This window comes from Stappia sp. (genome assembly GCF_048268045.1).
GTDB lineage: Bacteria > Pseudomonadota > Alphaproteobacteria > Rhizobiales > Stappiaceae > Stappia.
Genome location: NZ_JBLWWG010000005.1, coordinates 26,077 through 39,138, shown reverse-complemented (window position 1 = coordinate 39,138; position 13,062 = coordinate 26,077). Strand labels below are relative to the sequence as shown.

Sequence of the window (13,062 nt, the reverse complement as noted above, 5' to 3'; positions counted from 1 at the left end):
TAATTTCATGACCAGCCAAACCGAAGAAACCCAGGCAGCGCGGATCGCGAGGATCCTGGCAGACCGCATCATCTCAGGCCTCATAGAGCCCGGCGCGCGACTGAGGCAGGACCACATCGCCGAGGAGTTCGGCGCCAGCCACGTCCCCGTGAGAGAGGCGTTCCGCCACCTCGAATCGCAAGGGCTGGCCGAGAGCCTCCCCCGACGCGGCGTGCGCGTGACCACATTCGACATGGCCGAACTGCGCGAAGTCGCCGAAATGCGGGCAGCACTCGAAGCCCTCGCCCTCCGGCATGCTGCTCCGCACCTGACGAAGGCCATCTTCGAGCAAGCGGAGGAAGCGACGCGCGCCGCCGACCAGGCAACCAACGTGCGCGATTGGGAAGCGGCGAACCGGCGATTCCATCGAACCATTCTCGCCCCCTGCGACATGCCCCGCCTGATGAAGACCATCGACGACCTGCACGCGGCAAGCGCACGCTTCCTCTTTGCCGCATGGCGCTCGGACTGGGAAACACGCACCGACCACGAACACCGCTCGATCCTGAACGCCTTGAAAAAGGGGCAGATCGACACCGCCTGCACAACGCTGGCACGCCACGTAAGCTGGATCGGACGCCGGCCTGTACGCACAAAAAATGGAGACATCAGAGAAGCTTACGCGATTTCCGGATAATTATCTATAATATCATTGCAGGACGACACCTCCAGATCCTTAATTATAGATAGATTCGCATTCTATCTATGAAGGAGCAGGCATGTCGTCACACATCCGCACGGCCCCCGCCACCACCGAGCTCTGGCGCAGCGTTACCGTCGTCCTTGCGGCAGCGGCACTTATCACCCTCAGCGCGAAGATTCAGATCCCGTTCTGGCCCGTGCCGATGACCCTGCACACACTGGCGGTCCTGCTTGTCGCGACCGCGCTCGGCCCCCGCGTCGGACTGGCGGCGATGATGGTCCATCTCGGCGCGGGGGCGATGGGGTTGCCGGTCTTTTCCGGGTCGCCGGAACGCGGCATCGGCCTCGCCTATATGGCGGGCCCGACGGGCGGCTATCTCGCCGGGTATCTCGCGGCCGCCGGCCTCACCGGCTGGCTCGCCCGCGGATGCGGGACCGCAGGGCGCATCGCGGCGATGCTCACCGGCCTTGCCGTCATCTACGCGCTCGGCCTCGCCTGGCTCAGGCTTTATGTTCCGGCAGGCGGGTTGCTGGCGGCGGGCTTTACCCCATTCGTTCTCGGCGACCTGATGAAGATCGCGCTGGCCGCAGCGCTTCTTTCAGGACGTGACCGGCTTCACCGGAGCCGGGCACGATGAGCGGCACCAGGCTCCGCACCGACTGGACGATGGACGAGGCGCGGGCGATCCACGCCCGCCCCCTGCCCGACCTGCTATACGCGGCTCAGAGCGTTCACCGCAGCCATTTCGACCCGCTGGCAATCGAAACGGCAAGCCTTCTCAGCATCAAGACCGGAGGGTGTCCGGAGGATTGCGGCTATTGCTCGCAAAGCGCTCATCACGACACCGGCGTCAAGGCGACAAAGCTCATGGACACCGAGGATGTTCTCGCCGCAGCTCGGCGGGCGAAGGCAGCGGGAGCGCAGCGCTTCTGCATGGGAGCTGCCTGGCGCAGCCCGAAAGACCGCGACATGGATGCGCTGTGCGACATGGTCTCCGGCGTTCGCGAACTCGGGCTCGAAACCTGCATGACGCTCGGCATGCTTTCGCCCGCTCAGGTGGCGCGCCTGAAGACGTCGAGGCTGGATTTCTACAACCACAACATCGATACCTCTCCCGAGTATTACCCGGAAATCGCCACCACCCGGAGCATGGGCGACCGGCTGGAAACGCTGGCGCATGTGCGCGAGGGCGGCCTGAAGGTCTGTTGCGGCGGCATTCTCGGCATGGGCGAGGACGAAGACGACCGCATCTCCATGCTGGTCACCCTTGCGACACTGCCCGCTCACCCGCAGAGCGTGCCCATCAACCTGTGGAACGAGATCGACAACACGCCGGTCGCCGCCCGCGCCCAGCCTGTCGACCCGTTCGCGCTGGTGCGCACGGTGGCGCTTGCGCGCATTCTCATGCCGCAAAGCGTCGTCCGCCTCTCGGCCGGACGCAGCCGCATGAGCGACGAGCTTCAGGCGCTCTGCTTCCTTGCCGGAGCGAATTCGATTTTCGTTGGCGACGTGTTGTTGACCACGGAGAACCCGGCCGCCTGGAAGGACGCCGATCTGCTGCAACGCCTCGGCATGCATATCGCACCGGCGGCGCCACGCTGCGTGGCACAGGCTGCGGAATAGCTGCGGTGGCGCGGCTTGTTTCAGGCCGCGCGGTCGCGCGACGCAATGCCCTGCATCAACACCGAGATCCCGCAAACGATGTGGTAGAAGGAGCTTGCTGGAGCTGGCTCGGCCACGAACGTGCCATCCGCCTCGTATTTGTCGAGCCAGAGACCGTCGCTCACCCCCTCGACGAAACGCTCGAGCGCGGCAGCGCCATCGAGCGCGCTCGACAGATAATAGGCCCGCTCAACACCGCTCGACCAGTCGGCCAGCTCAATTGCCGCCTTGATCCACTCCGTCTGCGCCCAAAGACGCGCCACCGGCTGGCGCGGCGAGAAATCGGCGTTTATCTCCAGAACCGCGACCTTGCGCGTCGGGCAGATGCCCCGATAGAGACCAAGGGCAAAGAGGCGGCGCGCGGCTATTGCCGCATCGGCGCGCCCGCGCAACCGCGCCCAGCGGAGCGCCAGCCAGGCCCACTCGAACTGGTGACCCGGCTCGATCTGACGACCGCTATCGTCGGGCATGACTTGCCAGTCGTGATCGAAGAACTCGTGCAGCATACCGGTCGACCCATCGATCAGGCGCGACAGGGCGAGTTCCATGATTTCGTCCGACAGCCTGCTCCACACCTCGCCGCCGCCAACTTCCTCCCAGGCAAGAGCGGCCTCCAGCAGATGCATGTGCGGGTTCGCACGCAGTGGCTCGACGGGCGGAACCGCCTCCTCGAAACCTGCCTGCGGATGACGATAGGTTTCTTCCAGGCGCGCAAGGCAGGTACGGGCGACAGTCTCGAACCGCGCCCGCTGCTCGGGAAAGGCGCGCGCGGCGTTGGCCAGGCTGAACAGTCCGAAGGCCTGATTGTAGAGATCGAACGCGGGGTCGAGGACCTTCCCGTCCGGCGCGACCAGATCCGCGAAGCTGCCGTCCGGCAACACGAAAGACGCCAGATACCAGTCAAGCGCCTGCAAGGCGGCGGCCCGCCATGGACCGTCCCAGCCGAGCCGCCCTCCCTCGAGAACAGAATAGATCTGTCGAGGCTGCACGCGGCCGCGACGCGGCTTGTCGACAAGACCGGCTCCGTCGAGAGAAATGGCCTCGATGAACGCTCCCGACGCCGGATCGCGTCCTGCCTGCGTCCACAGCGGCAGTGCTTTGGTGAAAAGCCAGTCGCGCCAGCGCTCGGCCGCCGTCTCGAGGTCGGCAAGAAGCATGGTCTCGCTGCGCATCGGTACCCTCCGGGCTCGGTATCGCTTTCCGCCGGCGCCAAATGGCGAGCGACCGTCCAGGGCCGGACGCTCCGAGCCGGGCACCAAAGGGTTGTTCCCCATCCTCGCGCGCAGTGCAAGGATGAAGTGTCCGGCGCGGGAACTCACCCGCGCCGGAAGCCTTACTGCTGGCCGGAGCGATGCGCCCATCCGGTCATGCGCATCTCGAGCCATGCCATGATCGCGTACATGGCGATGCCGAGCACGGCGAGTGCCATCAGACCGGCCCAGACCAGCGGCACGTTGAACTGAGACTGAGCCGCCAGCATCATGTGGCCGAGGCCGGCGTTGGCGGCGACCGTCTCCGAGATGACCGACCCGACGAAGGCGAGCGTGATCGCCACCTTGAGGGAGCCGAAGAAGTAGGGCATCGAGCGCGGGATACCGACCTTGAGCATGATGTCCATCTTCTTGGCGCCGAGCGCACGCAGGACGTCCTCCATCTCCGGCTCGATGGTGGCCAGACCCGTTGCGACATTCACCACGATGGGGAAGAAGGCGATCAGGAAGGCGGTGAGCACCGCCGGCACCGTGCCGATGCCGAACCAGATCACAAGGATCGGCACAACCGCGACCTTCGGCACCGAGTTGAACCCGATCATCAGCGGATAGAGGCCGGCATAGATCGCCCGGCTCCAGCCGATGGCGAGCCCGAGCGCCAGACCGCCAACGACAGCAAGCAGAAAGCCGAGGGTGGTGGTGAAGAGCGTCTGCAGCGAATCCTTCCAGATCACCGGCCAGTACCTGACGGTGGCCACCCAGATATCACTCGGCGCAGGCAGGATGAAGATGGCGATGCCGAACAGGCGCACCGCAAACTCCCATAGCAGGAAGAGGCCAATGGTCCAAAGCCAGGGAGCGGCTCTCAGCCAGGTGTTTTCGCTGATCATGCGGCTGCCCTCGCCTGCGCGATATGACCGCGCAACTCGTGCACGATGTCGTTGAAATCCGCCTCATAGGTCAGGTCGATGGGCCGGGGCCTGGGAAAGTCGACCTGCTGCTCGACGATCAGCTTGCCCGGACGCGCGCTCATGACGAAGACGCGGTTGGCGAGGAACACCGCCTCGCGCAAATCATGGGTGACAAGAATCACCGTGAAGCCTTTCTCCGCATGCAGGTCGCGGATCACCTGCCACAGTTCCTCGCGGGTGAAGGCATCCAGCGCTCCGAAGGGCTCATCGAGCATCAGCAACTGCGGTTCATGAACGAGCGCCCGGCAGAGATTGGCCCGCTGCTGCATACCGCCGGAGAGCTGCCAGGGATATTTCTCCCCGAAGCCCTTGAGCCCGACCATCTCCAGCAGTCCCTCCGCCCTCTCGACATAGGCGGCACGTTCGGCGGAGAGCCGCCGGCGGTGCGGCTCGACGATCTCAAGCGGCAGCATGACGTTCTGCAAGGTTGTCCGCCAGGGCAGCATCGAGGGATTCTGGAAGGCCATGCCGGCAACGGAGACCGGGCCGTTCACCTCACGACCTGCAACCTCCACCGTGCCGGCCTGGGGACGGATCAGGCCGGTCGCCAGTTTCATCAAGGTGGACTTGCCGCAGCCGGAAGGGCCGACGACGGCGGCGAATTCGCCCTTCTGCACGGCCATTGTCAGGCCGTCGAGGGCAAGTGTTCCATCTCCACCCGGCCCATAGGCAAGGCGGATGTCGCGAAGATCAACGAAACCGGTCAAGGCGCGCCCCCGAAGCGTTGAGGAAAGGATGACACGACCCCTTGCCGGCCCCGTGGGCCAACAAGGGGCTTCTCTAGAGGGGCTTACTTGACCATCCGCTCCTCGACCGGCGGCAGGAAGGACGCATCGAAGACACGCTCGGGGGCCGGCGGCGTGTCGCTCACACCCATGGAGATCTTCAGGAATTCCATCGACTTGGCGAGCTTGTCCATGTCGACACCGCCAAAGCCGTTGGCCTTGACCGCGGGCGTCGCGATGGAGCCGTCCACGGCCATCTGCAGCCGCTCGACCTCGGTCGCCTCGTCGAGCACGCCGTTGCGCTCAAGCACATGCGGGATGGCGGCGGCGGGATCGGCGATGGCGTCGAGATAGCCGCGCACCAGCGCGCGGACCACGCCCTTGACCGCGTCCGGGTGTTCCTTGGCGAAGTCGGTGTTGACCATCACGACGTTGCCGTAGATGTCGAGCCCGTGCTCGGGCATCAGGATCGTGGAGATGTCGTCCGCCGGAATGCCCTGGGCCTTGAGGTTCAGGACGGATGAAAAGGAGTAACCGAAGATCGCATCGACCTGCCCCTGCGCGAGCATGGGCTCACGAACAGGAAAGCCGACGTTCTCGATGGTGATCGTCGAGGTGTCGAGACCGGCGACCTCGGCGAAGGCCGGCCACTGGCCGAAGGCGGCGTCCGGCGGCGGAGCGCCGAGCGTCTTGCCTTCAAGCGACTTCGGGTCTCCCGTCACGCCCTGGCTGACACGGCCGATGATGGCGATCGGCGGGCGCTCGTAGGCCATCATCACGGCCTTGACCTTGAGGTCCGGCTGCTCGTCGATGAGCTTGATCAAGGCGTTGATGTCGCCGAAGCCCATCTGGTAGGCGCCGGTCGCAACGCGCGGGATCGACTCGCGCGAGCCCGCTCCGGTGTCGATGGTGACGTTGACGCCTTCCTGGGCGAAATAGCCCTTGTCCAGCGCGATGAAAAAGGGCGCGGCCGGCCCCTCGAACTTCCAGTCAAGTGTGAACTTTACGTCCGTCTCGGCCATCGCCGCCGGAGCCGCAAGGCTGAACGCGAGCGCAAATGAAAGCAGTCGACGCATGATTTTCCCCACTGGCTTCTTGTCTTTCGCCAGTGAGACTGCCTTGCACATGCCCAAGGATCAAGCACTTTCAATCCGCGCTCATTACTTGGGCAAGAGACGACTCGAGACGCAGCAAACGGCTGTTTTGCGTGCAAAACGGTCACGAAGAAACAGGATTGCAGCGAAAAACCTTACAATCCCAGATACCTGATGACATCGGCCGCGAGTTGCTCGGCAGAGCGGGAAACCGTATCGAGCACGAGTTCGGCCTCCTCGGGCGCCTCGTAGGGACTGTCGATGCCGGTGAAATCCCGGATCTCACCCGCACGCGCCTTGCGATAGAGCCCCTTTGGATCGCGCGTTTCGGCAACCGCAAGCGGCGTGTCGACGTGGATCTCGACGAACTCGCCATCACTGAACAGATCGCGGGCCATCTTCCGGTCCGAGCGGAACGGCGAGATGAAGGACACCAGCACAATCAGACCAGCCTCGGTGAAGAGCTTCGCGACCTCGCCGACCCGCCGGATATTTTCGACCCGATCCTCCTCGGAGAAGCCGAGATCCCGATTGAGGCCATGCCGGACATTGTCGCCATCGAGCAGGAAGGTCAGACGGCCGCGCTCGTGGAGCTTCTGCTCGACCAGATTGGCAACCGTCGACTTGCCCGCGCCCGACAATCCCGTGAACCAGAGCACCCGCGGCGTCTGGCCGGCAAGTTCGGCGCGCGCCGCCCGGTCCACATCGAAGGCCTGACGGTGGATGTTGTCCGCCTTGCGCAGGCTGCGCCAGATCATCCCCGCTCCGACCGTCTGGTTGGAGAGCGGATCGATGAGGACAAAGGCACCCATGTCGCGGCTAACCTCATAAGGGTCGAAGGCAACCGGTGCGGCAAGTGACAGCTCGCAAAAGCCGATCTCGTTGAGCGACAGGCTATCGGCCGGATCCTCCTTCAGCGTGTTGACATCGATCCCGTGGACGATGCGGGTCACCCGCGCCGAGGTCGCCCGCCTGCCCGCCTTGAGGACATAACGGCGGCCGGGCATCAGCGGCTCGTCGCCCATCCAGATGACATGCGCGCCAAGCCGATCCGCCACCTCCGGCCGCAAGTCCGGCGGGCACAGCACATCGCCGCGCGAAACGTCGATCTCCTCGGCGAAGGTGAGCGTCACCGCATCGCCCGCGACTGCTTCCTCCAGGTCGCCACCCATGGCGGCGATGCGCGAGACGGTGGCCATGCGCCCGGAGCCGGCCACGGCAACGCTGTCACCAGGACGGACAGAGCCGCTGACAATGGTGCCGGCATAACCGCGAAAATCCAGATTGGGCCGGTTCACCCACTGAACCGGCATCCGGAACGGGCCCGAGGCTGCATCGGCGTTGACTTCGACATTCTCCAGATGCCCCAGCAGCGAAGGGCCCTCGTACCACGGCATGGCCACGCTCGGCGCGGAGACGTTGTCACCTGTCAGGGCGGACATGGGGATCACCTGCAGGCTCTCGAAGCCAAAGCCACCGGCAAAGGCCCGGTATTCGGTCGCGATCGCATCGAAGACTTCGGCAGAATTGCCGACGAGATCCATCTTGTTTACCGCCACCACGACATGGCGAATGCCAAGCAGGGACACGATGAAGGAATGGCGCCGGGTCTGCTGCAGGACGCCCTTGCGCGCATCGATCAGGATGATCGCCAGATCCGAGGTCGATGCACCGGTCGCCATGTTGCGCGTGTACTGTTCGTGCCCGGGCGTGTCGGCGACGATGAACTTGCGCGCCTCGGTGGCGAAGAACCGGTAGGCGACATCGATGGTGATGCCCTGCTCGCGCTCCGCTTCCAGCCCGTCGACGAGAAGGGCGAGATCGAGCGCGTCGCCCTGGGTCCCGAACTTGCGGGAATCGCGCGACAGGGCCGCGACCTGGTCCTCGAAGACGCGCTTGGTGTCGTGCAGCAAGCGCCCGATCAAAGTCGACTTCCCGTCATCGACACTGCCGCATGTCAGAAAGCGCAAGAGCCCTTTCTGATCGTGATCGGCGAGAAGATCGACGCCTGTCCGCGCCTGCGGCGGAACGAGCGGAGCATCCGCCGACGAAGACGTGGCGGGCACGGCCTGGGTCATGACTGTCATCCTCAGAAATAGCCTTCGCGCTTCTTCTTTTCCATCGACGCGGCGTCGTCATGGTCGATCAACCGGCCCGAGCGCTCGGAGGTGCGGGCAATCAGCATCTCGGTGACAATGTCGTCGAGCGTGTCGGCATTGGATTCGATGGCCGAGGTCAGCGGATAGCAACCGAGCGTACGAAACCGCACGCGCCGCATCTCCGGAGTCTCATCCGGGCGCAGCGGCAAGCGGTCGTCATCGACCATGATGAGCTGGCCATCACGGTGCACGACCGGCCGCTCCGCGGCGAAATACAGGGGAACGATGGGAATGCTCTCGGCGCGGATGTACTGCCAGATGTCGAGCTCGGTCCAGTTGGAGAGCGGGAAGACCCGCAGGCTTTCGCCCGCCTTGACCCTCGTGTTGAAGATCGACCACAGCTCGGGGCGCTGGTTCTTCGGGTCCCAGCCGTGCGCGGCGTTGCGGAACGAGAACACACGCTCCTTCGAGCGTGACTTCTCCTCGTCCCGGCGCGCGCCGCCGAAGGCCGCATCGAAGCCGTGGGCGTCGAGCGCCTGCTTCAGCGCCTCGGTCTTCATCACCTGGGTGTAGTAGGAGGAGCCGTGGTCAAAGGGGTTCACCCCCTCCTGCTTCCCCTGCAAGTTGGTGTGGGTGATAAGCTCCATCCCGGCCTCCGCCGCCATGCGGTCGCGGAACGTGATCATTTCTCGGAACTTCCAGGTCGTGTCGACGTGCAGCAGCGGAAAGGGCGGTGGCGCCGGGTAGAACGCCTTGCGCGCAAGGTGGAGCATGACGCTCGAGTCCTTGCCGATCGAGTAGAGCATCACCGGGTGGGACATCTCGGCCACGACTTCACGGATGATCTCGATCGACTCCGCCTCGAGACGATGCAGCTGGCTCTTTCTGTTGGACACGGCACGCTCCTCGCGACTTGAGGCCGGCCGGCGCGATGGCGCGCGAGAGGTCCGGCAATCAATGTCTTCACGAGATAAGCGTCGCCAGGGGGAAGCACGAGAAACAGGATTGCCGACAAAGGGCAGACGTTAAAAAATCTCGGTCGAAGGCGACCTCACGATGGCGTGGAGGACCGGCAAAGGTCGGCGGCGCGCGCGAGAAGCGCCGGATCGCCACCGGCCAGGAACCCCGGGTTGGCAAAATCGGCGAGGCCTTCCCGCCCGCGCTTGCCATAGAGGAAGGCGCCGCCGTCCAGGCCGACGACCTGGCCGCCGGCGGCGGCAAGCACCGCATGGCCCGCGGCCGTATCCCACTCCATCGTCCGCCCGAAGCGGGGATAGAAGTCCGCCTCACCGCGTGCGACGAGGCAGAACTTCAACGAGGACCCGATGCTGATGCAGCCGCCAATGGGCAGCGCCTCGAGCAGGCTGTCCGTCTCGGGGTCGGAATGAGAACGGCTGGCCAGGGCGACCGGCGCCTGCGGAGCAGCGATGCGGGCATGGATCGCACGCCAGTCGCCGGCGACAACCTCAAAGGAGCCCTCCCCGCGCGCGCCGACGAAAAGCGCGCCGGTGACAGGGGCGAAGACCGCGCCTAGAATAGGGACACCATCTTCGATCAGGGCGATATTGACGGTGAACTCACCGCGCCCGGAGACAAACTCCCGGGTTCCATCGAGCGGATCGACCAGGAAGAAGCGGCGCGCGACGACAGGGTCGTCGCCCGCGGCCATCGCCTCTTCCGCCACGACGCAGATATCTGGAAAATCACGGGACAAGCCGTCGAGAATGACCGCTTCCGCGCGTCGGTCGGCCTCCGTCACAGGGCTTTCGTCTGCCTTGCGTTCGACCTCGACACCATTTCTGAACAGCGGGAGGATCACCTCGCCGGCTGCCACGCACAGATCGGCGAGGCGTTTCATGTCCTGCGTGACGGCCATGCCGCTCCCCCTCGCGTTCCGCGCCCGCTGTCTCAGCGACCCGCTGGCTTGCCGATCCCCTGATAGTCGAGACCCGCGTCGATGACGTCGCCAGCCTGCCAGATGTTGCGCATGTCGATGATCTCGCGCCCGCGCATGCGCCTGGCAAGATCCTTCAGCGACAGGCCCCGATAGACGTTCCACTCGGTCACGACCGCAAGCACGTCGACGCCATCGGCGACGTCATACGGATTGTCGCGCCATTCGAGACCCGGCAACAACGGCTCCGCCTGAACACGGGCCTCCGGATCGTGGGCGACGACCTCGACGCCCGCAGCCTGGAGCTCGGGCACGATGACCAGCGACGGTGCGTCGCGAACGTCGTCCGTGTTGGGCTTGAAGGCGATGCCGAGAATGCCGACCCGCTTGCCTTTCGGCTCGGGTCCCAGGGCGGCAAGAACGCGCTGCGCCATCTCGTGCTTGCGGCTCTCGTTGACGGAAATAGTCGTCTCGACGAGGCGCAGCGGCGTGCCGTGCCGCTGTCCGGTGGCGGCGAGCGCGGTGGTATCCTTGGGGAAGCACGATCCGCCGAAGCCCGGCCCGGCATGCAGGAACTTGCCGCCGATGCGCTTGTCGAGACCGATGCCGCTTGCCACCTTCTGCACATCCGCGCCGACCTGCTCGCACAGATTGGCAATCTCGTTGATGAATGTGATCTTGAGCGCCAGGAAGGCATTTGCGGCGTATTTCGTCAGTTCCGCATTCTCCAGCGTCGACACCAGAACCGGCGTCTCGCGCAGGTAGAGCGGACGATAGAGACGCCGCATCGCCGTCTCGGCATGCTCGTCCTCGGCTCCGACGACGACCCGGTCCGGGCGCATGAAGTCCTCGATTGCCGATCCCTCGCGCAGGAACTCCGGGTTGGAGGCGATGGAAAAATCGACGCCCGGGCGCTCCTCGCGGATGATCTCGGCCACCTTTCGGCAGGTGCCGACGACAACGGTCGACTTGATGACCACCACCGTGCCGGGGTTCATCGCGGCAGCGATCTGGCGGGCAGCTGCGAAAACATAGGTGAGATCCGCCTCGCCGTCTCCGCGACGCGAGGGTGTTCCGACGGCGACGAACACGACGTCCGCCGCCTTGACGGCCGCATCGAAATCTGTGGTGAAGGCAAGACGACCGGCCGAGAGGTTCCGCTCGATCATCGCATCGAGGCCGGGCTCATAGATCGGCACCTCACCGCCATTCAGCCGCTCGATCTTGCCCGCGTCGATGTCGACACAGGTCACGTCGAAGCCGAATTCCGAGAAGCAGACGCCCGACACCAGTCCGACATAGCCGGTGCCAATCATCGCGATACGCATGCGAGCTCCTGTGTCCTGTCAGGAAACCTGAGCGGATGCCCTTGCATCCGGTCCCGAGCCCTCCCTCCAGCAGGAGCCCGCGCCACCGGCTTCGGAAGATCGCTCAAGACCTTCGGAGCGCCCGGAAAACCGCCAGATTGTCACGGGTCCGTCACACGGCGCAGGCTGCGCGCCAGCGAGGCCCGACGCCTGCGTTCCTGTTCGCTTGCCACCCGTTTGTCAACCCGCTAATACGAGCCGGGAGGGCGAAAGCATCGCCAGCGCGCGTCTCCTGCGGGGGTCGGAAGACACGAGGGGAGAAGGGCTTGGCCGTTCTGATCACTGGCGGCGCCGGTTACATCGGCAGCCACATGGCGTGGCGGTTGCTGGACGCCGGCGAGGAGGTGATCATCCTCGACAATCTGAGCACGGGACATGCCTGGTCGATCCCGGGCCGGGCCGTCTTCGTGAAAGGCGACGCAGGCTCGACGGAGGCCTTCGCCGAGGCCCGGGCGTCTGCTCCGATCGATGCCGTGATTCACTTCGCCGGGTCGGTCGTGGTGCCGGAATCCATCGCCGAGCCGCTGAAGTACTACCGCAACAACACCTGCACCACGCTCGGACTTCTCGAAAACTGCCTCGCCGCCGGCGTCGAGACCTTCATCTTTTCGTCAACGGCCGCCGTCTATGCGGATCCAGGCGATGAACTCGTTGGAGAGGACGCAGCCCTGCTGCCGGCAACGCCCTATGGGCGCTCGAAGCTGATGATCGAAGAGATCCTGGCCGACGTTTCCGCCGCGAGCGGGCTGCACCACGCGATCCTGCGCTACTTCAACGTCGCGGGAGCCGATCCGGCCGGGCGCACCGGCCACTCCACACGCGGCGCGACGCATCTTCTGAAGGTTGCCTGCGAGGCGGCCCTCGGGAAACGGAACGGCATGGCCGTCTTCGGCACCGACTATCCCACGCGGGACGGCACGGCCGAACGCGATTTCATCCATGTGAGCGACCTTGTCGAGGCCCACTATCTGGCTTTGCAAAAGCTGCGCGCCGCACGGGAGAATTTCACACTGAATTGCGGCTATGGCCGAGGCTATTCGGTGCTGGAAATGATCGCCGCCGTGAAAGCCGAATCGGGCACTGACTTCCCGGTCGCCCTCGAAGGCCGCAGGGAGGGCGATCTCGCCCGCGTCGTGGCGGACAGCACGGCAATTCGCACCGCTCTCGCATGGCGTCCCGCGTATGATGACCTTACCGGAATCGCGAGACATGCCCTCGCCTGGGAGCGTCACCTGATGAGCAGGAATGCGACGGAAAGTCACTCGGGTGAGTGATAGGCCTCCGTATTTAACGCAAGGTCACATTCTCGACGTTTTGAGACGGACCATCTCTGTTATAGTGGCGGGGTCTAGGATAG

At 64.8% G+C, this 13,062-nt stretch carries 12 protein-coding genes; 4 read left to right on the top strand and 8 right to left on the bottom strand.

Annotation, left to right across the window (positions count from 1 at the left end; genetic code table 11):
• The first annotated feature begins 7 nt into the window (after positions 1 to 7).
• The 3 genes from ACN0WF_RS09550 (at position 8) to bioB (ending at position 2,305) form a co-directional block, all read left to right on the top strand.
• Positions 8 to 676, top strand: coding sequence for a GntR family transcriptional regulator (locus ACN0WF_RS09550; RefSeq protein ID WP_417772591.1), 669 nt, complete (start codon positions 8 to 10; stop codon positions 674 to 676).
• A gap of 82 nt (positions 677 to 758) precedes the next feature.
• Positions 759 to 1,319: a biotin transporter BioY gene (locus ACN0WF_RS09545; RefSeq protein WP_417772590.1), complete on the top strand. Its 561-nt coding sequence runs from the start codon at positions 759 to 761 to the stop codon at positions 1,317 to 1,319.
• The gene (gene bioB / locus ACN0WF_RS09540; RefSeq protein WP_417772589.1) at positions 1,316 to 2,305 is read left to right on the top strand and encodes a biotin synthase BioB; all 990 of its coding nucleotides are present in this window, start codon (positions 1,316 to 1,318) and stop codon (positions 2,303 to 2,305) included. Before ACN0WF_RS09545 ends, bioB begins: the two co-directional genes overlap by 4 nt.
• Positions 2,306 to 2,325: 20 nt before the next feature.
• Here bioB and ACN0WF_RS09535 read toward each other — a convergent pair whose 3' ends face one another.
• The 8 genes from ACN0WF_RS09535 to ACN0WF_RS09500 form a co-directional block, all read right to left on the bottom strand.
• On the bottom strand, positions 2,326 to 3,516 hold the full coding sequence (locus ACN0WF_RS09535) for an AGE family epimerase/isomerase (RefSeq protein ID WP_417772588.1): 1,191 nt from the start codon (positions 3,514 to 3,516) through the stop codon (positions 2,326 to 2,328).
• Positions 3,517 to 3,677: 161 nt separating this feature from the next.
• The gene (locus ACN0WF_RS09530) at positions 3,678 to 4,445 is read right to left on the bottom strand and encodes an ABC transporter permease (protein ID WP_417772587.1); all 768 of its coding nucleotides are present in this window, start codon (positions 4,443 to 4,445) and stop codon (positions 3,678 to 3,680) included.
• Positions 4,442 to 5,233 carry an ABC transporter ATP-binding protein gene (locus tag ACN0WF_RS09525; RefSeq protein WP_417772586.1) on the bottom strand — a complete coding sequence of 264 codons (792 nt, stop codon included), beginning with the start codon at positions 5,231 to 5,233 and terminating at the stop codon, positions 4,442 to 4,444. The genes ACN0WF_RS09530 and ACN0WF_RS09525 overlap by 4 nt, the downstream gene beginning before the upstream one ends.
• Before the next feature lie 83 nt (positions 5,234 to 5,316).
• Complete coding sequence (locus ACN0WF_RS09520; protein WP_417772585.1) at positions 5,317 to 6,327, bottom strand: ABC transporter substrate-binding protein; 1,011 nt, start codon at positions 6,325 to 6,327, stop codon at positions 5,317 to 5,319.
• Positions 6,328 to 6,500: 173 nt separating this feature from the next.
• Positions 6,501 to 8,423 (bottom strand): sulfate adenylyltransferase subunit CysN, encoded by a 1,923-nt coding sequence (cysN, locus tag ACN0WF_RS09515; RefSeq protein WP_417772584.1) that lies wholly within the window; start codon positions 8,421 to 8,423, stop codon positions 6,501 to 6,503.
• Positions 8,424 to 8,434: 11 nt separating this feature from the next.
• On the bottom strand, positions 8,435 to 9,403 hold the full coding sequence (gene cysD / locus ACN0WF_RS09510; protein WP_417772835.1) for a sulfate adenylyltransferase subunit CysD: 969 nt from the start codon (positions 9,401 to 9,403) through the stop codon (positions 8,435 to 8,437).
• A 92-nt stretch (positions 9,404 to 9,495) separates the two neighbouring features.
• Positions 9,496 to 10,320, bottom strand: a complete 825-nt coding sequence (gene cysQ / locus ACN0WF_RS09505) for a 3'(2'),5'-bisphosphate nucleotidase CysQ (protein ID WP_417772583.1) — start codon at positions 10,318 to 10,320, stop codon at positions 9,496 to 9,498.
• Positions 10,321 to 10,352: 32 nt separating this feature from the next.
• Positions 10,353 to 11,666 carry a UDP-glucose dehydrogenase family protein gene (locus ACN0WF_RS09500; protein ID WP_417772582.1) on the bottom strand — a complete coding sequence of 438 codons (1,314 nt, stop codon included), beginning with the start codon at positions 11,664 to 11,666 and terminating at the stop codon, positions 10,353 to 10,355.
• 305 nt (positions 11,667 to 11,971) lie between these two features.
• On the opposite strand from ACN0WF_RS09500, the gene galE reads away from it, so the two are divergent.
• Positions 11,972 to 12,979 (top strand): UDP-glucose 4-epimerase GalE, encoded by a 1,008-nt coding sequence (galE, locus tag ACN0WF_RS09495; protein ID WP_417772581.1) that lies wholly within the window; start codon positions 11,972 to 11,974, stop codon positions 12,977 to 12,979.
• Positions 12,980 to 13,062: the final 83 nt, after the last annotated feature.

Bases quoted from the DNA above. Each gene is read 5' to 3' on its own strand.
- ACN0WF_RS09500 (WP_417772582.1), bottom strand. From the start codon at position 11,666: ATGCGTATCGCGATGATTGGCACCGGCTATGTCGGACTGGTGTCGGGC.
- ACN0WF_RS09535 (WP_417772588.1), bottom strand. From the start codon at position 3,516: ATGCGCAGCGAGACCATGCTTCTTGCCGACCTCGAGACGGCGGCCGAG.
- ACN0WF_RS09530 (WP_417772587.1), bottom strand. From the start codon at position 4,445: ATGATCAGCGAAAACACCTGGCTGAGAGCCGCTCCCTGGCTTTGGACC.
- cysN (WP_417772584.1), bottom strand. From the start codon at position 8,423: ATGACCCAGGCCGTGCCCGCCACGTCTTCGTCGGCGGATGCTCCGCTC.
- ACN0WF_RS09550 (WP_417772591.1), top strand. From the start codon at position 8: ATGACCAGCCAAACCGAAGAAACCCAGGCAGCGCGGATCGCGAGGATC.
- bioB (WP_417772589.1), top strand. From the start codon at position 1,316: ATGAGCGGCACCAGGCTCCGCACCGACTGGACGATGGACGAGGCGCGG.
- cysQ (WP_417772583.1), bottom strand. From the start codon at position 10,320: ATGGCCGTCACGCAGGACATGAAACGCCTCGCCGATCTGTGCGTGGCA.
- ACN0WF_RS09520 (WP_417772585.1), bottom strand. From the start codon at position 6,327: ATGCGTCGACTGCTTTCATTTGCGCTCGCGTTCAGCCTTGCGGCTCCG.
- ACN0WF_RS09545 (WP_417772590.1), top strand. From the start codon at position 759: ATGTCGTCACACATCCGCACGGCCCCCGCCACCACCGAGCTCTGGCGC.